General features: G+C 73.8%; 17 protein-coding genes. 10 read left to right on the top strand and 7 right to left on the bottom strand.

The window, feature by feature from the left end:
• Positions 1-2: 2 nt before the first annotated feature.
• Positions 3-1,052 (bottom strand): serine O-acetyltransferase, encoded by a 1,050-nt coding sequence (locus ACN265_RS27075; RefSeq protein WP_377683424.1) that lies wholly within the window; start codon positions 1,050-1,052, stop codon positions 3-5.
• A gap of 231 nt (positions 1,053-1,283) precedes the next feature.
• On the opposite strand from ACN265_RS27075, the gene ACN265_RS27070 reads away from it, so the two are divergent.
• Positions 1,284-2,702, top strand: coding sequence for a PLP-dependent aminotransferase family protein (locus tag ACN265_RS27070; RefSeq protein WP_420117579.1), 1,419 nt, complete (start codon positions 1,284-1,286; stop codon positions 2,700-2,702).
• A gap of 39 nt (positions 2,703-2,741) precedes the next feature.
• Positions 2,742-3,479 (top strand): alanyl-tRNA editing protein, encoded by a 738-nt coding sequence (locus ACN265_RS27065; RefSeq protein ID WP_088642862.1) that lies wholly within the window; start codon positions 2,742-2,744, stop codon positions 3,477-3,479.
• A 7-nt stretch (positions 3,480-3,486) separates the two neighbouring features.
• Here the strand turns inward: ACN265_RS27065 and ACN265_RS27060 are convergent, their stop codons facing one another.
• Positions 3,487-3,699, bottom strand: coding sequence for an exodeoxyribonuclease VII small subunit (locus tag ACN265_RS27060; protein ID WP_420117580.1), 213 nt, complete (start codon positions 3,697-3,699; stop codon positions 3,487-3,489).
• A 10-nt stretch (positions 3,700-3,709) separates the two neighbouring features.
• The gene (xseA, locus tag ACN265_RS27055; protein WP_421410440.1) at positions 3,710-4,924 is read right to left on the bottom strand and encodes an exodeoxyribonuclease VII large subunit; all 1,215 of its coding nucleotides are present in this window, start codon (positions 4,922-4,924) and stop codon (positions 3,710-3,712) included.
• Positions 4,925-5,049: 125 nt separating this feature from the next.
• Here xseA and ACN265_RS27050 point away from each other — a divergent pair, with 125 nt between their 5' ends.
• A complete protein-coding gene (locus ACN265_RS27050; RefSeq protein ID WP_357929190.1) occupies positions 5,050-6,033 on the top strand; it encodes a 4-hydroxy-3-methylbut-2-enyl diphosphate reductase in 984 nt (327 codons plus the stop codon).
• Positions 6,034-6,323: 290 nt separating this feature from the next.
• Positions 6,324-6,785 (top strand): hypothetical protein, encoded by a 462-nt coding sequence (locus ACN265_RS27045; protein WP_421410439.1) that lies wholly within the window; start codon positions 6,324-6,326, stop codon positions 6,783-6,785.
• Between the two features lie 278 nt (positions 6,786-7,063).
• Here the strand turns inward: ACN265_RS27045 and ACN265_RS27040 are convergent, their stop codons facing one another.
• On the bottom strand, positions 7,064-8,215 hold the full coding sequence (locus tag ACN265_RS27040; RefSeq protein ID WP_421410437.1) for a DNA recombination protein RmuC: 1,152 nt from the start codon (positions 8,213-8,215) through the stop codon (positions 7,064-7,066).
• A gap of 53 nt (positions 8,216-8,268) precedes the next feature.
• Between ACN265_RS27040 and ACN265_RS27035 the strand changes: the two genes are divergently transcribed.
• Positions 8,269-9,063, top strand: a complete 795-nt coding sequence (locus ACN265_RS27035; protein ID WP_204927504.1) for a hypothetical protein — start codon at positions 8,269-8,271, stop codon at positions 9,061-9,063.
• A 90-nt stretch (positions 9,064-9,153) separates the two neighbouring features.
• On the opposite strand, the gene ppc is transcribed toward ACN265_RS27035, so the two are convergent.
• On the bottom strand, positions 9,154-11,940 hold the full coding sequence (gene ppc, locus ACN265_RS27030) for a phosphoenolpyruvate carboxylase (RefSeq protein ID WP_357929195.1): 2,787 nt from the start codon (positions 11,938-11,940) through the stop codon (positions 9,154-9,156).
• 108 nt (positions 11,941-12,048) lie between these two features.
• Positions 12,049-13,068, bottom strand: a complete 1,020-nt coding sequence (locus ACN265_RS27025) for a hypothetical protein (protein WP_421410434.1) — start codon at positions 13,066-13,068, stop codon at positions 12,049-12,051.
• A gap of 82 nt (positions 13,069-13,150) precedes the next feature.
• Here ACN265_RS27025 and ACN265_RS27020 point away from each other — a divergent pair, with 82 nt between their 5' ends.
• Positions 13,151-14,191, top strand: a complete 1,041-nt coding sequence (locus ACN265_RS27020; RefSeq protein ID WP_421410432.1) for a S66 family peptidase — start codon at positions 13,151-13,153, stop codon at positions 14,189-14,191.
• Between the two features lie 300 nt (positions 14,192-14,491).
• Here ACN265_RS27020 and ACN265_RS27015 read toward each other — a convergent pair whose 3' ends face one another.
• Positions 14,492-15,388 (bottom strand): helix-turn-helix domain-containing protein, encoded by an 897-nt coding sequence (locus ACN265_RS27015; protein WP_204927508.1) that lies wholly within the window; start codon positions 15,386-15,388, stop codon positions 14,492-14,494.
• A gap of 151 nt (positions 15,389-15,539) precedes the next feature.
• Here ACN265_RS27015 and mfd point away from each other — a divergent pair, with 151 nt between their 5' ends.
• From mfd to ACN265_RS26995, 4 genes are all read left to right on the top strand, one after another.
• Entirely contained in the window at positions 15,540-19,199 is a 3,660-nt protein-coding gene (mfd, locus tag ACN265_RS27010) for a transcription-repair coupling factor (RefSeq protein ID WP_421410429.1), read from the top strand.
• A 95-nt stretch (positions 19,200-19,294) separates the two neighbouring features.
• A complete protein-coding gene (locus ACN265_RS27005; RefSeq protein ID WP_420115693.1) occupies positions 19,295-20,080 on the top strand; it encodes a hypothetical protein in 786 nt (261 codons plus the stop codon).
• Between the two features lie 2 nt (positions 20,081-20,082).
• Positions 20,083-21,066 (top strand): nucleoside triphosphate pyrophosphohydrolase, encoded by a 984-nt coding sequence (locus ACN265_RS27000; protein WP_421410427.1) that lies wholly within the window; start codon positions 20,083-20,085, stop codon positions 21,064-21,066.
• Between the two features lie 135 nt (positions 21,067-21,201).
• Entirely contained in the window at positions 21,202-22,821 is a 1,620-nt protein-coding gene (locus ACN265_RS26995) for a DUF885 domain-containing protein (RefSeq protein ID WP_421410425.1), read from the top strand.
• Positions 22,822-22,833: the final 12 nt, after the last annotated feature.

The following is a 22,833-nucleotide window of genomic DNA, read 5'->3' as shown; positions in this document are numbered from 1 at the left end:
GGTCACGCGAAGCCGAACTCGTCGAGCGCCCGCCAGAGTTGCTGGAGGTTGTAGAGGACCGTCTCGTTCCCGCAGGTGTCGATGATCCGGAGCCGCTCGTCGGTGCCGGGACGGTTCACCGCGCACCGGACCCGCCGGTCGTCGCGCTCCAGGACCACCACCGGACGGTGCTGGCCGGTGCTGGTCACCAGGTCGACCTCGATCGCGGCGAGACCGGTGCCGTGCACCTCGACCACGCCCTCGCAGACCGGGACGACGCCGAAGACCCGGACGTTGCACTCGCCGGAGGCGCCCTGGTACTGGTTGAGCAGCCGGACCCGGCGGTGGCTCGGCACGTCGGTGGTGACGATGATCCCGGGCCCGATCAGCACGTCGTCGCCGACCGTCACCGCGCCGAGGATGCGGGCGAACGCGCCCACCTCGACCCGGTCGCCGAGCCGGGGGTGCCGCCGGCCGCTGGGGTTGTCGGCGATGCCCCGCGCGCCGAGCACGACCCCCTGGAGGATGTACGCGTCGTCGCCGATCTCGGTGGTCTCGCCGATCACCGTGCCGAGCCCGTGGTCGATGATCAGCCGTCGCCCGATGCTGGCGGCCGGGTGGATCTCCACGCCGGTGCGGACCTTGGCGGCCTCGGAGACCCGGCGGGCCACGGCGAGGCGGACGTCCGGGGTCAGCGGGGTGTCCCCGGCCCGGTGGACCGCGTGCGCCACCCGGTAGGCGAGGGTCGCCCGGTAGGCGACGTAGCTGTCCCAGACGTACTGCCACGAGCCGCCGGCGGCCGGGTCCCGGCGGGCCAGCGCGAGCAGGTCCTCCGAGGCGACCTCGCAGATGGCGCGCAGCCGCTGCGGGGTCAGCAGCGACTGGGTCACCGCCGGGGACGCCTCGGCCTCGACGAGGCGGACGATCTCCGTGCGCAGCAGTGGCGTCAGGGCCTCGGTCGACGCCGGGTCGGCCGGCGGCGGTGGGCCGCCCGGGGGAGTGGCCGGTCCGGACGCGGCGCGGGGGGCCGGTACGCGCTGCCCCGTGCCGTTCGAGCCCGCGGCTGCGTGCAAGGACGACTCCATGCGGCTCCCGCTCCCCGTTCTGCTTGGAACCGTCTCCCTCGGCGGCTCGAGTGAGATGACACTCGGTGCGACGTCACGCGTCGGAAGCGGACCTGGCCGCAGAGCGGGCAGGTGCGGTGCCAGATCGTAGTCACAGCCCCCCGCTAACGTGACGATGGAATATTGCTCAAGTCAGTGGCTGAGGGAAATAGCCAATCCTCAGTCCATTGGGGGGAGAGCATGAACGCGGAAGAGTTGGCCGCTCAGATCGGTGCGTGGAAGGACGACCAGACCCGGCTCTACCGCGGCCTGGCCGAGCAGCTGCGGCTGCTGATCCGGCTCGGATCGCTACCCCCGGGCAGTGAACTGCCCCCGGAACGCCGGCTCGCCGTGGCGCTGGCCGTCAGCCGGACGACCATCGCCCAGGCGTACAGCCTGCTCAAGGACGAGGGCTGGCTGGTCAGCCTCCAGGGCAGCGGGACCCGGGTGGCGCACGCCCAACCCGCCGTCGCGCCCCTGGCCGACTACGGCGCGGCGGCGAGCGGCTTCATCGCCGACGTGGTCCGCGACCGGGTCCGGACCGTCGACCTGACGGTCCCGTCGCCGCCGCCCGGCCCGTGGCTGATGGCGGCGATGTCCCGGCTGCCCGCGCTGGCCGCCGCCGCGTTGCCCGGCCGGGTGTACGAACCGGCCGGTTACCCCGGGCTGCGGGAGCGGATCGCCGGCAAGTTGACCGCCGACGGCCGGGTCACCGCCGCCGAGGAGGTGATCGTCACCAACGGCGCGACCCAGGCGCTGTCCCTGCTGGCGGGGGTGCTGACCCGGCGGGGCGACACCGTCCTGGTCGAGGAGCTGACCTGCCCCACGGTGCTGGCGTCGCTGCGTACCGCCGGGTTGCGGCTGGTCGTCGTGCCGATCGAGCGGGAGGGTGCCGACCCGCAGGCGGTCGAGGTGGCCGTCCGCCGGTACGAACCCTCCTTCATCTACGTCATCCCGACATACCACAACCCGACCGGGTGGACGATGACCGAGCGTCGGCGCGCGGCACTGGCCTCCATCGCCCGCCGGTACGGGGTGCCGCTGGTGGAGGACCTCACCCTCGCCGACACCCGGATCGACGGCCCGCTCCCGCCACCCCCGATCGGCGCGTACGCCCCCGGTGCGCAGATCTACACGGTCGGCAGCCTCAGCAAGGTCTGCTGGCCGGGCCTGCGGATCGGCTGGCTGATCGGCCCCCGCCGCGAGCTGCGACGGATCGTCCACCTGCGGGCCATGTACGACCTGGGCTGCCCGCTGCCCACCCAACTGCTCGCCGTCGAACTCCTCGACGACCTGCCGCAGATCCGTCTCGAACGGCAGCGGGAACTGCTCGGCCGCCGCGACGCCCTGCTCGCCGCCCTCGCCGAACACCTGCCGCAGTGGCGGCACGAGCCGCCCCACGGCGGACTCAGCGTCTGGTGCGCCACCCCCCGGCCGCTGCAACAGCTCAACCACGTCGCCCAGCACCACGGCATGCAGTTGATGCTCGGCTCGCACTTCGCCGTGGGGGCACGCTCCTACCTGGACCACGTCCGCCTCCCCTTCACCCTCGACGAGGCAGAGTTGGTCGAGGTGGTCAGACGGCTGGCCGGCTACTGGGCCGAGGCCGGGCGTGGCTAGTCTCACGGTGCGCGACGATCGGTAGTACGCTGCGCCCCCATGGGCATCTCCCACCACGGACGCACCGAGCGTCTCGACCTCGCCGACCCGTCCCTGCGCGAGTGGACCTGCCGAGTCGTGCACGTCGATCCCGAACGGGGCATCGTGCTGGACCGCTCCGCCTTCTACCCCGGTGGCGGCGGCCAGCCGCCGGACCACGGCGTGCTGCTGTGGCAGGGGGTGCAGACCCGGATCGTCGGCACCCACAAGGGTGACGACCTCTACCTGATCCCCGCCGAGGGCGACCCGGTGCCGCCGGTCGGCGTCGAGGTCCGGGGCGCGATCGAGGACGAGCGCCGGTTCACCCTGATGCGTACCCACTCCGGCCTGCACGTGCTCTGCGGCGTGGTGTTCCGTGACTTCGGCGCGCTGGTGACCGGCGGCAACATGGAGCCGGGCGAGGCCCGGATGGACTTCAACCTGCCGCAGCCCCCCGAGGGCTTCAAGGGCCTGCTCGAAGAGGCGGTCAACAAGGAACTCGCCACCGACCGGCGGGTCTCCGTCCGGGTGCTGCCCCGCGACGAGGCGCTGGCCATCCCCGACATCGTCCGCACCCAGACCAACCTCATCCCGCCGGACGAGCAGGAGGTCCGGATCGTCGACATCGAGGGTCTCGACGTGCAGGCCGACGGCGGCACCCACGTCGCGTCCATCGGGCAGGTCGGGCGGATCCAGGTGGTCAAGGTGGAGAGCAAGGGCAAGCAGAACCGCCGGGTCCGCATCCGCCTGGTCAGCTGACCCCGGGTCAGGCGTCGGTGGTCGACCGGGCGGCGTCGATCCGGGCGCGGGCGCCGTCGAGGGAGCGTTGGCAGGCGGCGGCGAGCCGCTCGCCGCGCTCCCACAGCGCCAGCGACTCCTCCAGCGACGTGCCGCCGGCCTCCAGCCGCTCCACCACCTGGGCCAGCTCGGAGCGGGCCTGCTCGTAGCTGAGCTGATCCTCGGGTTTCCGGTCGCTCATCTCGTCCTCCTCATGCGTCCACTGTCACGGTCAGCTCGCCCTCGGCGAGGCGGACCCGCAGCGGGTCGCCCCCGGCCACCTCGCCGGCCGCCCGGACCACGTGCCCGTCGGCCCGCTGCACGATCGCGTAGCCCCGGTCGAGGGTGGCGGCGGGGGAGAGCGCCCGCAGCCGGGCCAGGGTGTGCCGCAGGTCGCCGGTGGCCGCGTCGAGCCGGTGGTGCAGGTTGCGCCCCGCCCGGTCCCGCAACGCGGACACCTCGGCTGCCCGCTGTTCGACCATCACCTGCGGGCGGGCCAGCACCGGCCGGGACCGCAGCAGGGTCAGCCGGTGCGACTCCCGGTCGACCAGGTTGCGGACCGCCCGCTCCAGCCGGGAACGGGCCTGACCGATCAGCCGTACCTCGTCGGCCAGGTCGGGCACGACCCGCTTGGCGGCGTCCGTCGGGGTGGAGGCGCGGACGTCGGCGACGTAGTCGACCAGCGGGGCGTCCGTCTCGTGGCCGATCGCGCTGACCACCGGGGTACGACAGGCGAAGACCGCCCGGCACAGCGCCTCGTCGGAGAAGGGCAGCAGATCCTCGATGCCGCCGCCTCCCCGGGCCAGGATGATCACGTCGACGCTCTCGTCGGCGTCGAGGACCCGCAGCGCGTCGACGATCTGCGGCACCGCCCCCGGCCCCTGCACCGCCACGTTGACCGTGCGGAACTCCACCGCCGGCCAGCGCCGCCGGGCATTGGTCAACACGTCCCGCTCGGCGGCGGACGCCCGGCCGGTGACCAGGCCGATCCGCTGCGGCAGGAACGGCGGCCGGCGCTTGCGGGCCCGGTCGAACAACCCCTCGGCGGCGAGCAGCTTCTTGAGTTTCTCCAGCCGGGCCAGCAGCTCACCGAGCCCCACCTGGCGGATCTCGTCGGCGCGCAGGCTCAGCGTGCCCCGCGCCGCGTAGAACTCCGGCTTGGCGTGCAGCACCACCCGGGCGCCCTCGCGCAGCTCCGGTGCGCCCGAGTCGAGGACGTCCCGGTTGGTGGTGACGGTGAGGCTGAGGTCGGCCGACGGGTCGCGCAGGGTCAGGAAGACCGTGCCCGCCCCCGGGCGACGGCTGATCTGTGCCACCTGCCCGTCGACCCAGACCCAGCCGAGCTTGGCGATCCACGCGCCGACCTTCTGGCTGACCACCCGGACCGGCCAGGGTTCCTCGGGGGTGCTGCGGGGGGCGTCGGTCACCCGCCCACCCTACGGTCCGCCTCCGACGACCCGGCGCTGCCGGGCCGCCCGCCGCGACCCGTACCCCCGCTGTGGTACGGGTCGCAGCTCCTGCCGGGGGAGATGTCGACACGTACGATGGGCGGGTGACCGAGGCTGAGGCGACCCCAAAGACCGGCAAGCGCGTGCTCCTGGCCAAGCCCCGCGGCTACTGCGCCGGGGTGGACCGGGCGGTGCAGACCGTCGAGGAGGCGCTGAAGCTCTACGGGGCGCCGATCTACGTCCGCAAGCAGATCGTGCACAACAAGCACGTGGTGCAGACCCTGGAGGCGCGGGGCGCGATATTCGTGGAGGAGAACGAGGAGGTGCCCGAGGGCGCCACCGTCATCTTCTCCGCGCACGGCGTCGCCCCCGAGGTCTACGAGCAGGCCAGGGCCCGGTCGCTGCGGGCGATCGACGCGACCTGCCCGCTGGTGACCAAGGTGCACCAGGAGGCCAAGCGGTTCGCCGCCGAGGACTACGACATCCTGCTGATCGGTCACGAGGGGCACGAGGAGGTCATCGGCACCGCCGGGGAAGCCCCCGCCCACATCCAGCTCGTCGACGGCCCCGACGACGTGGACCGGATCACCGTGCGCGACCCGAACAAGGTGGTCTGGCTCTCCCAGACCACGCTGTCGGTGGACGAGACGTTGGAGACGGTGGCCCGGCTCAAGACCCGGCTGCCGCTGCTCCAGTCGCCGCCCAGCGACGACATCTGCTACGCCACCTCCAACCGGCAGCACGTGGTCAAGGAGATCGCCCCCGACTGCGACGTGGTGATCGTGGTCGGCTCGCGCAACTCGTCCAACTCGGTACGCCTGGTCGAGGTGGCCCTGGACGCCGGGGCCCGTGCCGGGCACCTGGTCGACTTCGCCCACGAGATCGACGACGCCTGGCTGGCCGACGCCCGGACGGTGGGGCTGACCTCCGGCGCGAGCGTGCCCGACGAACTGGTCCACGAGGTGCTGGCACACCTGGCCGCGCGGGGCTTCACCGACGTCGACGAGGTGGTCACCGCCAACGAGCGGCTGACCTTCTCGCTGCCGCAGGAACTCAAGCGCGACATGAAGGCCGCCTCCCGCGGCTGACCCCGGGCGGGCCCGCCGACCAGGGACCCGCTCCGCGCGCCGGCCGGGGACCCGCTCCGCGCTCCGGCCGGGGACCCGCTCCGCGCGCCGACCGGGGACCGGCTCCGGCGGGGTTGACCCGGCACGGAAGCCTCGCGCCGACCCGGGCACCGGGGTGACGCGCCGGCCGCAGGTCGGCGTCGGCGTGTCCGTCGGTGGCCTGCCGGCACCGGTGCCCCTCGTCGGTGGGTTCCCGCCGGACGGAACGGATCACGGGTGGGGCGCGTCCCAGTGGTATGAGAACTCCTCGGATGGCGGTCGTCGTGCTGCTGGCCGCCGGTGTGGCGCTCGCCGGCTGTGGCGACGGTGCCGACGTCACCGGCCCGCCGGCCACGCCGACCAGTTCCCCGACCCCCACGGTCGTCCCGACGGACACGGTCACCCCGACGGGCACCGTGCCGCCGTCCACGCCGCCGGCCTCGGTGGCCCCGTCCGCACCGCCGGCCGGGTCGGCGCCGCCCGGCGGGTTGAAGCCGCCGCCCGGCGGCCCACGGTTGCCGCCCGGTCCGGGCGCGACGGAGCTGACCGGCACCGTCGAGGCGGGGGTCGAGCCGGGGTGTGTGCTGCTCGACGGCCACCAACTGGTCGGCGGCCCGAAAGACGTGCTCGTGGCGGGAGCCCGGGTGACGGTCACCGGCCGGGCCCAACCCGACCTGATGAGCACCTGCCAGCAGGGTGTCCCGTTCCTGGTGGAATCCGCCCGCCGCTCCTGACCACCCACCCACCCACCCGCACGCCCGCCGACCCGCGCACGCCTGGACGCTCGTCGGGCCGCGCCCGCCCGGACGCTTGTCGGGCCGTGCCCGCCTGGCCGCCCGTCGGCCCGCGCCCGTCCGGGACCAGCGCCCGTCCGGGGCCCGCCGGGTCGACGCACTTTCGCCGATTTGGCGGTATCCGGCCGTTTCGATACCGCCATTGAGCCGACATCGCGCCCTCAGCCGCCGGACGCCCGGCGGCGGGGCCGGGGCGGGGCGCGTCCGCCCGGGGTGGGTCAGGGGCGGTCGTCGGTGGGGAGGAGTTCGGGCGCCTGAGGTTGGCGGGGGGCCAGCTCGACCTGGGCCGGGACGGTCAGCTCCTGGTCGGAGACGCCCAGCTCGGCCAGTTTGCGCGCACTGACCAGGACCCGGGCCTCCAACGAGCCGACCGCCCGGTTGTACGCCGTCACCGCGCCACCGAGTGAGCTGCCGAGCTTGCCGACGTGATCGCCCAGGGTGGACAGTCGGCCGTACAGCTCCCGGGCGAGCGAGTGCACCGCCACCGCGTTGCGGGCCAACGCCTCCTGCCGCCACGAGTACGCCACCGTACGCAGCAGCGCGACCAGGGTGGCCGGCGTGGCGAGCACCACGTTGCGGGCGAACGCGTGCTCCAGCAGCGTCGGGTCTCGCTGCAACGCCACGTCCAGGAACGGGTCGGCCGGCACGAACAGCACCACGAACTCCGGGCTGTCGTCGAACGCGGCCCAGTAGGTCTTCGCGGCCAGCGCGTCGACGTGCCCGCGCAGGTGCTTCGCGTGCCGGTCGAGGTGGGTGTCCCGGTTGCGCTCGTCGCGTGCCTCCATCGCCGTCAGGTAGGCGTCGAAGGGCGCCTTCGCGTCCACCACCACCGTCCGCTTGCCGTGCAGCCGGACCACCAGGTCGGGGCGGACCCCCTGGTGGTCGGTGGCGGCGGTGACCTGCTCGCTGAAGTCGCAGTGCTCCAGCATGCCGGCCGCCTCGACGATCCGGCGGAGCTGGTGCTCGCCCCAGCGTCCGCGCACCTGCGGGGCGCGCAGGGCGGCGACGAGCTGCTTGGTCTCGGTGCGCAGCTCACCGGAGACGGCCCCCATCGAGCGGACCTGTTCGCGCAGCTCGGCGTAGGCGTCGACGCGGTCGCGTTCCAGCTCGCCGACGCGTTGCTCGTAGCGGCGCAGGGTGTCGTGCAGCGGGGCCACCGCACGGGCCACCGCCTCCTGGGACTGGGCGGTCGCCTCGTAGCTCAGCGCCCGCATCGACTGCTCCAGCCGGCCCTCGCCCTCCCGGGTGGCGGCGAGGGTGGCCTCCAGCCGGGCGATCTCGGTGGCCGACCGGGCGCGGGCGGCGTACCAACCGACCGCCCCGCCGGCGGCGAGGCACACCACCACCACGGCCAGCGTCGAGAAGTCCATCACCAGAGCTTGCCAAACGGGTACGACTCGACGCCCCCGGGTACGTTCGGAGAATGGAATTTCTGCTCGTGCTCATCCTGGTCGCCATGCTGGCCGGTGGTTTCGTCTGGTGGCGGCGGGAGAAGGCGGCCCGGGAGGCGCGCAGCCTCGCCGACGTCCGCGCCGACGCCCAACGGTGGTACGAACGCCTCGGCGGCCAGGTGATGAACCTGCACGGCGACGACCCGGCGGTACGTCAGGCGCTGGTCGACGCGGGTGAGCGGTACAACGCGGCGGGCAGCCAGCTGGAGCAGGCCCGTACGGTGCACCAGTTCCGGCTGGCCCGGGAGACCGCGTTGGAGGGGCTCGCCTACGCGCGGGCGGCCCGGGTGGCGCTCGGCCTGGACCCGGGCCCGGAGCTGCCCCCGCTGGCCGCCGCGCAGGGGGCCGGGGAGATCACCCGGGAACGTCAGGTGGACGTGCAGGGGCAGACGTTCAGGGCCGGCCCGCAGCCCGGCCGGGACACCCCGTACTACTACCCGGGCGGGCGTTACCAGGGCCGGCCGGTGCCGGCCGGCTGGTACTCGACGCCGTGGTGGAAGACCGCGCTGGGGGCGGGCGTCGGGGTGGTCGGCGGGATGCTGATCGCCGACGCGCTCTTCTCGCCGGCCTTCGCCGACCCGGGGTACGACGCCGGCTACCAGGAGGGCTTCGGCGACGGCGCGGACTTCGGCGGCGACTTCGGCACGGCCGGGGATCCCGGCGGTGACTTCGGCACCGCCGGTGACTTCGGCGGGGGCGACTTCGGCGGCGGTGGGTTCGGGGGCGGCGACTTCGGTGGTGGGGACTTCGGGGGCGGCGACTTCTGATCCGGTGCCGCCTGTCGGCGGTGAGCCCGCGCCGGTACGGGCCCGGCTGGACCCCTGCCACCGCCCGGGGCGGCGGCAGGGGCGGGGTCGTCAGCCGGTGTTGCGCATCCCGGCGGCGATGCCGTTGACCGTGGTGAGCAGGGCGCGTTCCAGGGCCGTACCGTCGCTGGGGGCGCGTCGGCCGCCCGGCGCGGTGATGACCGCCCGGCCGGCGGCACCGGAGTCCCGGTACTGCCGCAGCAGCGCCACCTGGAGGTGGTGCAGCGGCTCCAGGTAGGTGTCGCGCACCGCCAGGGTGCGCTGGAGCACCGGCGAGTTCTCCAGCAGGGCCGGCGACGAGGTGACCGCCAGCACCTCCTGCTTGGTCAGCTCGTACTCCTGCTGGATCTTGTCGAAGATCGGGTGCAGCTCCTCGGGGACCAGCGTCTCGACGTACCGGCGGGCGATGCTGAGGTCGGTCTTGGTCAGCATCATCTCCACGTTCGACAGGAACGTGCGGAAGAAGTGCCAGTTGCGGTGCATCTCGGCCAGCACGTCCTCCAGGCCGGCGGCGCGGGCGGCGGCGAGGCCGGAGCCGACCCCGAACCAGCCGGGCACGATCTGCCGGGTCTGCGTCCAGCCGAACACCCACGGGATGGCCCGCAGGCCGCCGAGCCCGGCCCCGGTGTTCGGCCGCTTCGCCGGTCGGGAGCCGATGTTCAACGCGCCGAGCAGCTCGGTCGGCGTCGACGCCCAGAAGTACGCCGGCAGGTCCGGGTCCTCCACCAGGTCCCGGTACGACCGGAAGGCCGACTCGGAGACCACGTCCATCGCCGCGTCCCAGCGTTCCAACTGCTCGGCGGGCTGCCGGGGGGCGGTGTGCAGCAGCGTCGCCTGGAGCACCGCGGCCACGGTCAGCTCCAGGTTCTCCCGGGCCAGCGCCGGCAGGGTGTACTTGTCGGAGATGACCTCACCCTGCTCGGTCACCTTGATCGCGCCGTCCAGGGTGCCGTACGGCTGGGCCAGGATCGCCTCGTGGGTGGGGCCGCCGCCGCGCCCGACGGTGCCGCCCCGGCCGTGGAACAACCGCAGGTGCACGCCGTGCTGGGCGGCCACGTCCCGCAGCGCCCGCTGGGCCCGGTGGATCGACCACTGGCTGGTGGTGATGCCGGCCTCCTTGTTGGAGTCGGAGTAGCCCAGCATCACCTCCTGCACGTCGCCCCGGGCCGCGACCAGCGCCCGGTAGGCCGGCAGGGAGAGCAGTTCGTTGAGCATCTCGCCGCCGGCGTTCAGCTCGGCCGGGGTCTCCAGCAGCGGGACGAAGCCGATCCGGGCCCGCCCGGTGTGCACGTCGACCAGGCCGGCCTCCCGGGCCAGCACCACCGCCGCGAGCACGTCGTCCACGCCGAGGGTCATCGAGATGATGTACGACTCGATGACCTCGCCGCCGAACCGGTCCTGCGCCTCGCGGATGGTCCCGAACACGTCGAACGTCTTGCGCGCCGCCTCGGTCAACGGGGTGTCCAGGGCGGACAGCGGCCGACGGCCGGTCAGCTCGTCGGCGAGCAGCTTGGTGCGCTCCAGCCGGGTCAGCGACGGGTAGTCCGACACCTCGCCGACCGCCGCGTAGAGCTGGGTGAGCACCTCGTGGTGCTTCTCGGCGTGCTCCCGGACGTCCATGGTGGCCAGGTGCAGGCCGAACGCGGAGACGGTACGGATGGTCGAGGCGAGCCGGCCGACGGCGGTGAGCTGCCCGGAGTTGCGGGCCAGCGAGGCACGCAGCAGCTCCAGGTCGGCGATCAGTTCGCCGGAGCCCTGGTAGTCCCGGCCCGGCACGTGCGGGGTGCCGGCGCGCAGCCGCTCCCGGGTGTTGGCCAGCTTCGCCTTCACGCAGCGGGCCTTGAGCCGGTAGGGCTCCTCGGCGTTGACCCGGCGGAACCGGGGGGCCACCTCGGGCAGCGCGTCCAGGTCGGCGGCGAGGCTGGCCGACAGGTCCAGCGACACGGCGCGCAGCCGGCGGGAGACGGAGACCTCGTTGACCAGGTGCTCCATCGCCGCCTCGGTGGCGGTGATGCCGTGCTCGTGCTGGATGCGCAGCACCTCCCGGGTGACCACGGGGGTGACGAACGGGTTGCCGTCCCGGTCGCCGCCGATCCAGGTGCCGAAGGTCAGCGGGCGCGACGTCGGCGAGGTCTCCACGCCGAGGGTGCGCAACGTGTCGGCCAGGTCGTCGAGCACCTGCGGGGCGGCCTCGGCGTACAGGTCGCGCAGGTAGTAGATGGCGTTGCGGGCCTCGTCGGTCGGGTCGGGCCGGTCGAGGCGCAGCTCGTCGGTCTGCCACATCAGGTCGAGCAGTTCGGCGAGGCGGCGGTTGGCCGGGGCCTCGTCGCTGGCGCCGTAGAGGATGGCGTTGGCGGTCTCGGCGTCCAGCTCGTCGGCGATGGCGCGCAGCTTGGACAGGATCGACCGGCGGGCCGCCTCGGTGGGGTGGGCGGTGAAGACGGGGCGTACCGCGAGGCGGCGGGCGGCGGCGGCGATCTCCTCGGCCGGCACCCCGCGCTCGGCGATCATCTTGGCCGCCTGGTCCAGCCAGCCACCCTGGATCGCCCGGCGGCGGCGCAGGTCGCGGGCCCGGTGCACCTGCTCGGTGATGTTGGCCAGGTGGAAGTAGGTGGAGAAGGCGCGGGCCAGCTTGGTGCCGGTGGTCACGTCCAGCCCGCCGAGGCGCTGCGCGGCGGCCGGTGCGTCGGAGCGGACCTGGGCGCGGATCTCCTCGACCAGGTCGAGCAGCGGTCGACCCTCCTGCCGGGCCAGGGTCTGGCCGAGCAGGGTGCCGAGTCGACGGATGTCGGCCCGCAGTGCGGCGTCGGGCCCGTCGTGATCATGCTGGTCGGTCACCGTGCGCTCCTTACGTGAGTACGAAGGACAGCGCTGTCCGACTCCCTGGATGGTATCTGCGTGGCCCGGTCCGGGAGGAAGGGGTTCGGTGTGTCACCTTCCCCACGATCACCGCGCGTCGCCCCCGACTCCTGCCCGACCGGTCCGGCGTCCCCGGAACCGGGCGGCGGTGAGCAGGCCGGCCAGCCCGAGGACGGTCCAGACCAGCAGCCCGGCCAGCGGCCAGCGGGCCGACCGCCAGTCGAAGTAGACGGCCGATTTGAGTAGGTCGGTGGCGAGGCCAGGGACGTTCCACCGGTGCATGCCGCGCAGCGCGGCGGGCAGGAACTCGGGCGCGTAGATGCCGCCCGAGCCGGGGTTGCCGAGCACCACCAGCAGCAGGATCACCAGCCCGGTGCCGAGCAGACCCAGCCAGCCCTGCACGGCGGCGGCGACCATCGCGGCGGTGAAGACGGTGAGCATGCCGACCGCCGCCACCGTGACCAGGTCGTGGTCCCAGACGTCGAGGACCGGGCCGACCAGCACCGCGCCGATGGTCCCGAGCAGCACCGCGTGCACGGCCAGCGAGCCGATCCGCAGCCCGGCCCGGCGCAGCCCGCGCGGGGCGGTGCCGAGCGAGACGCCGAGCGCGGTCGAGGCCAGGTAGCCGCCGAGCACCAGCCCGACGGCCAGGTAGAACGGCACCAGCCCACGCGGGTCGTCGGGGGAGACGGGCACCTGGTCGGTGACGGTGAGCGGCAGTCCGGCCTGCTGGGCGGCCGGGGTGAGGACCCCGGTGACCAGTTCGGTGGCGGCCGGGGCGGAGGCGCTGGCGGTGGCCAGGGTGAGCGTGCCGTCGGGGGCGGAGGTGAGCACGGCGTACACCTGGCGGGCGGTGAGGGCGTCGTCGGCCGCGCCGGGGTCGGCGTACCCGACGGGCTCGATCGTGTCGGTGCGTTCCCGCACGGCGCTCAGCAGCGCCTCGGCGCGTTGGTCGCCGGTCACGACGCCGACCGGCACGTCCCGGGGGTGCGGTTGGTGCAGCGCGCCGACGTAGGCCGCGATGAACGCGGTGGCCAGCACCAGCGTGCCGACCAGCAGCGCCGCCGTGCGGGGCAGCCAGTGCCGGGTGCGCGGCTCCTCGTCCACCGGCCCAGCCTATGGCCGCAATGCCCGACCTGCGATGCTTTGTCAGGTGAAAGTCGCTGGTGGTGGGCGGTAGGTTCCGCTCGTGACCCTTCCCGAATACCCCGCCAAGCCGAAGCCGGGCGACCGGGTCGCGGTGGTCTCCCCCTCCGCCGGCCTGGCGGGTCTCTTCCCCCACGTCTACGAGCTGGGCCTGCGCCGGCTGCGCGAGGAGTTCGGCCTGGAGCCGGTGGAGTACCCCACCACCCGACAGACCCGGGCCGACCCCCGCGACCGGGCGCGTGACCTGACCGCCGCCTTCGCCGACCCGACGGTCACCGCGGTGCTCGCCACCGTCGGCGGCGACGACCTGATCACGGTCACCCCGCACCTGGACGACGCGGTGCTGCGGGCCAACCCGAAGCCCTACTTCGGCTACTCGGACAACACCAACGTCCTCAACCACCTCTACCGGCTGGGGATGGTGGCCTACCACGGCGGCTCGGTGCTGGTGCACCTCGGCCGACCCGGCGCGCCGCACCCGCTGACCCTCGACTCGCTGCGCGCCGCCCTGTTCACCTCCGACTGGTACGAGCTGACCCCCGCGCGGCAGTGGGGTGACGAACCGGGCGACTGGCGGGACCCGGCCACGCTCGCGGTCGAACCGCCGATGCTGCCCGGCGAGGGCTGGCGCTGGCGGGGCCCGTCGACGGTCGTCGAGGGCCGCACCTGGGGCGGGTGTCTGGAGATCCTGCACTGGCTGATGGCCGCCGACCGGGTCCCGTCGGCCGCCGACCTGGCCGGCTCGGTGCTGGTCGTCGAGACCTCCAACGAACTGCCCGACGCGCAGGAGGTGTTCCGGATCATCCGGAACATGGGCGAGCGGGGACTGCTCGCCGCCTTCCCGGCGGTCGTCGTCGGCCGGCCCAAGGCGTGGGACTTCGAACGACCGCTGCCGGTGGCGCAACGGCTCGCGTGGGGCGCCGCCCAGCGGGGTGCCGTCGTCCGGGCGCTGACCGCGTACCGCCCGGACGCGGTGGTGGTCTTCGACGTCGACCTGGGCCACACCGACCCGCAGTTGATCATCCCGTACGGCGGGGAGATCCGGGTCGACGCGGTCGAACGACGCATCACCGTGCGCTACTGAACGGAACGCGGCCGGGCGTGGAGGTGCCGCACCGGGGCACGGCACCTCCACCGGGTGCCGGACGGCATCCCCGGTCAGCCCGACTGGGGGGTACGCGGGCCTCCCCGAACAGGTCCGCGTCTCCCTCGGCCGGCGCAACGCCGACCGACCGGGCTGGCTGTTCCATCCTCGGTCGGCACGGGGGTCGAAATCTTGAAGATTCGTGCGCGGTTCGGCCGGCCGACGGCCCCGCCGCGACAGGCACCCCCGACCCGCGTCCAGCGTCCAGCGCCCCGCGACTCGGGGGCCGGGCAGCGGCGGTCAGTCGGCGGGTGCGAGCAGCCGACGCAGGCGGGCGGGCGGGTGGCCGACCCGCTCCCGGACGACCCGGCTCAGGTGCGCCTGGTCGGCGAAGCCGTACTCGGCGGCGATCGTGACCAGCCGGGGCGGATCGGAGCGGCCCAACAGGTCCAGCACCGCCCGGACCCGCAGCTCGTTGCGGTAGGCGGTGAGGCTGCGCCCGGTGACCCGCTGGAACACCCGGCTCAGGTGGTGCGGTGAGCAGCCGACCAGCCGGGCGACCTCGGTGAGCCCCAGGGTGAAACCCGAGGCGGCGAGCACCTGGCGGGCCTGGTCGGCGAGGCGTCGATGGGCGGCCAGGGTGGCCGGTCGCCGCCCCACCGCACGGTCCAGGTCCGCACCCGGGGCGCCCCGGCCCAGGGGGCTGCCGCTGAGCAGGGTGGCCAGGAACTGGTGGGTGTGCTCGGTCAGCTCGAAGCCGTCCAGACCGCGCCGGCTGCGGGCCACCAGCATCCGGTGCTCCAGATCCAGCGCGGCGTCGAGCTGACCGTCCCAGCTGCGCCGGGTGAACCAGTCGCGGGCGTCCGGGCGTTCCTCGAGCACCTCGGGGCGGATCTCCAGGCACGAGTAGACGTCGCCGCAGCCGAGCGGATGAGCCACGCTCATCTCGTCGCCGGGTCGGGTGAGCAGCACCGACGTCGCATCGGCGAACGCGATCTCACCGTTGACCCGGCGCAGGTAGCCGCCGGAGCGCCCCAGGTAGACCCGGTAGCCGAGGTTGGGTACCGGGCCGACCCAGCCCGGCTCGTCGATCAGGCAGCGCACCTCGTAGAAGGTCATTCCGTCGGGCAGGCCCAGACCCCGCCATCGTCCCTGGGCGGTCTGTTGGCGTGGGTCCGCGCCCCACTGCTGTGGCATTGGTCCTCCCCCGTTGCGGCACCGCCGCTGCGGGCTCGATTGTCTCCCTCGCGAGATAGGCTGGCGGCCATGCACCCCCCGGCCCGGCCGGGCGTGGGGGCATCTTCGTGCGCCCCGGGCCGACCGGCGGCTTTCCTGGAAGTGATCACTGATGCTCACCGGACTCTTCTCCGCCGCCCTGGCCGACCCGGGGCTGGCCCGGGCGCGTGACCTGGCGCGCTCCGGTGCCGCCCAGGTCGACGGGCTGGACCTGACCGCCCCGACCGCGCTGCGCCCGTTCGCCGTGGCCGCCGTCGCCGCCGACCCGGCCGCCGGTGGGGCCGGCCGGCCGGTGCTCGCGGTGACCGCCACCAGCCGGGAGGCCGACGACCTGGCCGCCGCGCTGGGCAGCCTGCTCCCGGCCGGGCAGGTCGCGGTCTTCCCGTCCTGGGAGACGCTGCCGCACGAACGGCTCTCGCCCCGTTCCGACACCGTCGGCCGGCGACTGGCCGTGCTGCGCCGCCTCGCCCACCCGGACGCCCCGGGCCCGCACACCGTCCGGGCCGACGCCGCCGCCGACGCCGGCCCGCTGCGGGTGGTGGTGGCACCGGTGCGCTCGCTGCTGCAACCGCAGCTCAAGGGCCTCGGCGACCTGGAGCCGGTGCAGCTTTCCGCCGGTGAGGAGGCCGACCTGGAGGAGGTCGCCCGCCGGCTCACCGACCTGGCGTACGCCCGGGTCGACCTGGTCACCAAGCGCGGCGAGTTCGCCGTACGCGGCGGCATCCTGGACGTCTTCCCGCCCACCGACGAGCACCCGTCCCGGGTCGAGTTCTGGGGCGACGAGGTGGAGGAGATCCGCACCTTCGCCGTCGCCGACCAGCGCACCATCGAGGGCGTACCGCAGCTGTGGGCTCCGCCGTGCCGGGAGCTGCTGCTGACCCCGGCGGTGCGTCGGCGGGCCGCCGCGCTCGCCGGGGAGCACCCGGAGCTGGTCGAGATCCTCGACAAGCTGGCCGAGGGCATCCCGGTCGAGGGGATGGAGTCGCTGGTGCCGGCGCTGCTCGGCAGCGAGAGCCTGGAGCTGCTGGTGGACACCATGCCGGCCGGCACCCACGTGCTGCTCTGCGACCCGGAGCGGATCCGCACCCGGGCGCACGACCTGGTGCGTACCTCGGAGGAGTTCCTCCAGGCGAGCTGGGCCGCGGCCGCCGTCGGCGGCCAGGCCCCGGTCGACCTCGGCGCGGCCGCCTTCAAGTCCCTGGCCGAGGTACGGGCCGCCGCCCGCGCCCTGCGCCAGCCCTGGTGGACCCTCGCCCCGTTCGGACTGGTCGAGGCGGACGCCACCGCACCGGCCCGGCAGCCCTGGGAGGACGCGCCGGCCGGGACGGACGTGACCCCCGACGACGCGATCGCGGTGAACCTGGCCGCCCAGCCGGCCCCGCTCTACCACGGTGAGACCGACCGGGTGGTCGACGACCTCAAGCGCTGGACCGGTGAGGGCTGGTCGGTCGCGCTGGTCTTCGAGGGGCACGGTCCCGCCCAGCGGGCCGTCGAGGTGCTCCGCGACGCCGGGCTGGGCGCCCGGCTCACCGAGCAGGTGCCGGCCGCGCCCGCCCCCGGCGAGGTGCTGGTCTCCTGCGGTCGCCTGACCGCCGGCTTCGTCGACGAGGCGTCGAAGTTCGTGCTGCTCACCGGCAACGACGTCACCGGCGGCCGGGGCACCACCACCCGGGACATGCGCAAGATGCCGAGCCGGCGACGCAACACCATCGACCCGCTGGAGCTGAAGGCCGGCGACTTCGTCGTGCACGAGCAGCACGGCATCGGCCGGTACGTCGAGCTGGTGCAGCGCACCGTCAACGGCGCGTCCCGCGAATACCTGGTCATCGAGTACGCGGCCAGCAAGCGCGGCCAGCCCGGCGACCGGCTGTTCGTCCCCACCGACCAGCTCGACCAGCTCTCCCGCTACGTCGGCGGCGAGCAGCCCACCCTGCACAAGATGGGCGGCTCGGACTGGCAGAAGTCCAAGGCCCGCGCCCGCAAGGCGGTCCGGGAGATCGCCGCCCAGCTCATCCAGCTCTACGCCGCCCGCAAGGCGTCCAAGGGGCACGCGTTCGCCCCGGACTCCCCGTGGCAACGGGAGCTGGAGGACGCCTTCCCGTGGCAGGAGACGCCCGACCAGATGGCCGCCATCGAGGAGGTCAAACGGGACATGGAGCAGACCGTTCCGATGGACCGGCTGATCTGCGGCGACGTCGGGTACGGCAAGACCGAGATCGCCGTCCGGGCGGCGTTCAAGGCCGTGCAGGACGGCAAGCAGGTGGCGGTGCTGGTGCCGACGACGCTGCTGGTGCAGCAGCACTACAACACGTTCGCCGAGCGGATGAACCAGTTCCCGGTGACCATCCGGCAGCTCTCCCGCTTCCAGACCGCCAAGGAGAGTGAGCGGACGCTGGAGATGGTCGCCGACGGCACCGTCGACATCGTCATCGGCACCCACCGGCTGCTCCAGACGGCCACCCGGTTCAAGTCCCTCGGCATGGTGATCATCGACGAGGAGCAGCGGTTCGGCGTCGAGCACAAGGAACACCTCAAGACGCTGCGTGCCTCGGTCGACGTGCTGAGCATGTCGGCCACCCCGATCCCGAGGACGCTGGAGATGGCGATCACCGGCATCCGGGAGATGTCGACCATCGCCACCCCGCCCGAGGAGCGGCACCCGGTGCTGACCTTCGTCGGGGCGTACGACGACCGGCAGGTGGCCGCGTCGATCCATCGGGAGCTGCTCCGCGACGGGCAGGTGTTCTACCTGCACAACCGGGTGGAGTCGATCGACCGCACGGCGCGCAAGCTGCGCGAGCTGGTGCCCGAGGCGCGGGTGGCGGTGGCCCACGGGCAGATGGGCGAGGAGGCCCTGGAGAAGGTGATGGTCGGCTTCTGGGAGAAGGAGTTCGACGTCCTGGTCTGCACCACCATCGTCGAGTCCGGCATCGACATCCCGAACGCCAACACCCTGATCGTGGAGCGGGCCGACCTGCTCGGCCTGGCCCAGCTGCACCAGATCCGGGGCCGGGTGGGCCGGGGTCGGGAGCGGGCGTACGCGTACTTCCTCTATCCGCCGGAGAAGCCGCTCACCGAGCACGCGCACGAGCGGCTGGCCACCATCGCGCAGCACACCGAGTTGGGCGCGGGCATGTACGTGGCGATGAAGGACCTGGAGATCCGGGGCGCCGGGAACCTGCTCGGCGGCGAACAGTCCGGGCACATCGAGGGCGTCGGGTTCGACCTGTACGTCCGGATGGTCGGCGAGGCGGTGTCGGCGTTCAAGGGGGAGAGCACCGAGGAGGAGACCGACGTCAAGATCGACCTTCCGATCGACGCGCACCTGCCGCACGACTACGTCGGGGTGGAACGGCTGCGGCTGGAGATGTACCGCAAGCTCGCCGAGGCGCGCGACGACGCGCGGCTGCGCGAGGTGGTGGCCGAGATGACCGACCGGTACGGCGAGCCGCCCGCCCCGGTGCAGAACCTGGTCGCGGTGGCCCGGTTCCGGCTGCTGGCCCGCCGGTACGGCCTGACCGACGTCAGCATGCAGGGCAAGCACCTGCGGTTCGGCCCGCTGCCGCTGCCCGACTCGAAGCAGTTGCGGCTCAAGCGCTACCACCCGGACTCGGTCTACAAGCAGGCCACCGACCAGGTCAGCGTGCCCCGGCCGAGCACCCGCCGGGTCGGCGGCGAGCCGCTGCGCGACCAGGCGTTGTTGGAGTGGTGCGCCCAACTGCTCTCCGACGTCCTCGGCGAACCGGCCGGGTTGGCGGGGGCGCGGGGATGAGGGGGCCGTCGCCCGCCCGGCGCGGGGCGTCGGGCGGGCCGGGCGCACGGTGGGCGGCGTCACCGTACACAGGCAGGCATGAGAGAGTGACCGTCATGCGTGCACGCCGTCTCATCGCCGCCGCCAGCGTCGCGGCCCTGGGTGTCCTCTCCCTCACCGCCTGCGGCAAGGCATCTCCTGATGTGGCCGCATACATCGGCGACAGTCGCTACTCGGTGGCCCGGGTGGACGCGATCTACACCGACGCGCAGACGAGGTACGCCGAGGCGGTGCGGCAGAGCGCGGCCCAGTCCGGCCAGACCCCCGGCCCGGAGCAGTTGCGGGCCGGGCTGACCCGGCAGGACGTGGTGAACCTGCTGGTCAGCATCGACCTGGGCAAGCGGGTCGCGGCCGAGAAGAACCTCCAGGTCCCCGACCAGATCACCCCGGACCAGTTGGCCCAGCAGCTCCAGATGCCGCCGCAGGCGGAGTTCGCGAAGCTGTGGGGCGAGTGGGCCGACCTGTTCGTCGTGCTCAGCCAGCAGTTGCCGCCGGCCGACCTGAGCGACGAGTCGGTGATGGCGGTCTACCACGCGATCGAGAAGACCGGCGGCATCGACAAGGGGCTGTCGGTGGCGCAGGTGCGGCAGCTCTTCGGCGACGGCGGTTTCGTGCGCACCTCCTCGGCGTTGAGCGCCGCGCTGGGCGAGCAGGCCGACAAGGTCGACGTCGAGGTCAACCCCCGGTACCGGCCGCTCGGCGTCCCCGCCTGGGTCAACAAGGGCCAGGAGCTGGTCTTCTACGCGCTGCCGTACATCGACGCGAGCGGCCCGGTGACCGACGTGTCGACGCCCGAGCCGGTCGCCAGCCCGACCCCGGAGCAGGGGCCGGCGGCCTCCTGAGCATGTCCGACCGGATCGTCCTGCTGGTCACCTCGCCCCGGTTGCCGGCCGGTCTGCTGACTGCCGCCGCCTGGGACACGCTGCGCTCCGCACCGGTGCTGACCGGCGCGGAGAGCGCCCAGGTCACGGCGGTACGTGCGGCCGGCGTCGAGGTCACCGTCGTCTCCGGTGGGGCCGGCGACGCGCTGCTGGACGCGGCGGCGGCGCACGGTACGGCGGTCTGGCTGGCCGGCCCGACCGGTGACGAGACCCTGGCCCGGGAGGTGGGCCTGCGGCTGGCCCGCCAGCCGGGGCTGGCCGAGCTGGAGCTGATGTACGGCTCGTGGGACCCGCCGGGGGCCCGGCTGCTCGACGCGGTCGAGGTGATGGACCGGCTCGCCTCGCCGGGCGGCGACCCGTGGAAGCGGGCCCAGACCCACCGCAGCCTCGCCGGCTTCCTGATCGAGGAGTGCTACGAGGCGTACGACGCGATCAGCGACGGCGACACCGACGCGCTGCGTGAGGAACTGGGCGACGTGCTGCTCCAGGTGCTGCTGCACGCCCGCCTCGCGGAGAACCTGCCCGAGGACGAGCGGTGGAGCGTCGACGACGTGGCCGGCACCCTGGTCGACAAGATGGTCCGCCGCAACCCGCACGTCTTCTCCGGTGCGCAGGCGGGTTCGCTCGCCGAGATCGAGGCGAACTGGGAGCGGATCAAGCAGGCCGAGAAGGCTCGTGCGTCGGTGCTCGACGGCATCGCGCTGAGTCAACCCGCCCTGGCCCTGGCGGCCAAGGTGCTGGACCGCGCCGGTCGGGCCGGCCTGACGGTGCCGCTGCCGTCCCCCGACGCCCAGCCCGACCCGGAGTCCCGCCTCGGCGCCACCCTGCTGGCCCTGGTCGCCGAGGCCCGCAACACCGGCCTGGACCCCGAGGCCGCCCTGCGCCGCGCCACCCTCACCCACACCGCCACCCTCCGCACCACCGAACCCCGCACCTCGTCGAGTTGATCAAGAGGTTTGCGTCAGCCCCGTGCGCTCCGGTGACGCGAACCTCTTGATCACGAGGCCGGGGCGGGGTGCGGTGACGTGAACCTCGTGATCGGCGGGGCGGGTGGGGCGGTGGGGAGTGGGTAGGGTCGGGGGATGGGTGCATTCGTGCCGCTGGCGGAGCGGATCGTCGAGGCCGTGCTGGAGAGCCGGCCCGGGTTCGCCACGTCGGCCGGGGACCACCGCTACGACGACCGGCTGCCCGATCTGTCCGCCCCGGCGGTCGCCGCCGACCAGGCGATGCTGCGGGAGGCCGCCGACGCGCTCGCCGAGGTCGACGCGGACTCCCTCGACGTCGAGGAGCAGGTCGACCACGCGCTGCTCGCCGCCCTGGTCGACCGGGAACTGTTCGAGCGCAGCGAGATCCGGGCCTTCGAGTGGGACCCGCTGGTGCACAACCCCGGCCCGCTGCTGCACGCCCTGCTCGCCCGGCCGTACGCGCCGGTGGAGCAGCGACTGGCGCACCTGGTGGGGCGGCTGACCGCCGTACCCGACGCGATGGCGACCGCGCGGGCGACGCTGCGGGACATGCCCCGGGTGCACGCCGAGACGGCGGTCGGGCAGTTCGCCGGCAGCGCCGCGCTGATCCGCGACGAGGTGCCGCTGCTGCTCGCCCAGGCCCCCGCGCTGGCCGGCACGGTGGAGCCGGCGGCGACGGCGGCGATCGCCGCGCTCGACGAGTTCGTCGGCTGGCTGCGCGCCGGGCTGGCCGCCGACACCGGGCCGGGCCGCGACCCCCGGCTGGGCCGCCGCCGCTGGGAGGCCCGGCTCTGGCACACCCTCGACACCGAGCTGGGCGCGGCCGAGGTGCAGCGCCGCGCCTGGGCCAACCTGGACCGGGTCACCGCCGAGATCCGCGCCGCCGCCGTCGAGCTGGTCGGCGGCCCGGCCGACGACGCGACGGTACGACGGGCGCTGGACCTGCTCGCCGCCGAGCACCCCGACGACCACTCCATCGTGGACCTCGCCTCGGTCACCCTCGACGAGGCCGTCGACTTCGTCCGGGCGCACGACCTGGTCGGCCTGGTCGACGATCCGTGTGTGATCCAGGAGATGCCGGAGTTCGCCCGGGGTGTCGCGGTGGCCTACTGCGATTCGCCGGGCCCGCTGGAGCCGGCCGACCTGCCCACCTTCTACTGCATCGCGCCCACCCCGGCGGACTGGCCCGCCCACCGGGTCGACTCGTTCTACCGCGAGTACAACGACCACATGATCCGGAACCTGACCGTGCACGAGGCGATGCCGGGGCACTTCCTCCAGCTCGCCCACGCCCGCCGGTACGCCGGCCCCACCCGGGTCCGGGCGCTGACCGAGTCGGGGGTGTTCATCGAGGGCTGGGCGGTCTACACCGAGGAGCTGATGGCCGGGCTCGGCTTCGGCGGCCTGCCGGTCCGCCTCCAGCAGCTCAAGATGCAGCTCCGGATGACCATCAACGCCCTGCTCGACCAGCTGGTCCACTGTGACCAGATGACCGAGGCGGACGCGTTGGCGCTGATGACCGAACGCGGCTTCCAGGAGGAGGGCGAGGCGGCCGGCAAGTGGCGGCGGGCACTGCTCACCTCGACCCAGCTCTCCACGTACTTCGTCGGCTACAGCGAGATGGCCGACATCGCGGCCGCCCGCCCGGCCGGGGTGCCGCTGCGCCGGTGGCACGACGCGATGCTCGCCCACGACTGCCCGCCGCCACGCCACCTGCGCACCCTGCTCGGCGTCTGAGCCGACCGGGGC

The sequence above is a fragment of the Micromonospora sp. WMMD730 genome (assembly GCF_049178955.1).
GTDB lineage: Bacteria > Actinomycetota > Actinomycetes > Mycobacteriales > Micromonosporaceae > Micromonospora > Micromonospora wenchangensis.
Note: the sequence above shows the minus strand (reverse complement) of the source record. Positions and strands in the feature narration are given on the sequence as shown.

Bases quoted from the DNA above. Each gene is read 5' to 3' on its own strand.
- ACN265_RS27070 (WP_420117579.1), top strand. From the start codon at position 1,284: ATGAACGCGGAAGAGTTGGCCGCTCAGATCGGTGCGTGGAAGGACGAC.
- ACN265_RS27065 (WP_088642862.1), top strand. From the start codon at position 2,742: ATGGGCATCTCCCACCACGGACGCACCGAGCGTCTCGACCTCGCCGAC.
- ACN265_RS27060 (WP_420117580.1), bottom strand. From the start codon at position 3,699: ATGAGCGACCGGAAACCCGAGGATCAGCTCAGCTACGAGCAGGCCCGC.
- ACN265_RS27045 (WP_421410439.1), top strand. From the start codon at position 6,324: ATGGCGGTCGTCGTGCTGCTGGCCGCCGGTGTGGCGCTCGCCGGCTGT.
- ACN265_RS27040 (WP_421410437.1), bottom strand. From the start codon at position 8,215: ATGGACTTCTCGACGCTGGCCGTGGTGGTGGTGTGCCTCGCCGCCGGC.
- ACN265_RS27035 (WP_204927504.1), top strand. From the start codon at position 8,269: ATGGAATTTCTGCTCGTGCTCATCCTGGTCGCCATGCTGGCCGGTGGT.
- ACN265_RS27015 (WP_204927508.1), bottom strand. From the start codon at position 15,388: ATGCCACAGCAGTGGGGCGCGGACCCACGCCAACAGACCGCCCAGGGA.
- mfd (WP_421410429.1), top strand. From the start codon at position 15,540: ATGCTCACCGGACTCTTCTCCGCCGCCCTGGCCGACCCGGGGCTGGCC.
- ACN265_RS27005 (WP_420115693.1), top strand. From the start codon at position 19,295: ATGCGTGCACGCCGTCTCATCGCCGCCGCCAGCGTCGCGGCCCTGGGT.
- ACN265_RS27000 (WP_421410427.1), top strand. From the start codon at position 20,083: ATGTCCGACCGGATCGTCCTGCTGGTCACCTCGCCCCGGTTGCCGGCC.
- ACN265_RS26995 (WP_421410425.1), top strand. From the start codon at position 21,202: ATGGGTGCATTCGTGCCGCTGGCGGAGCGGATCGTCGAGGCCGTGCTG.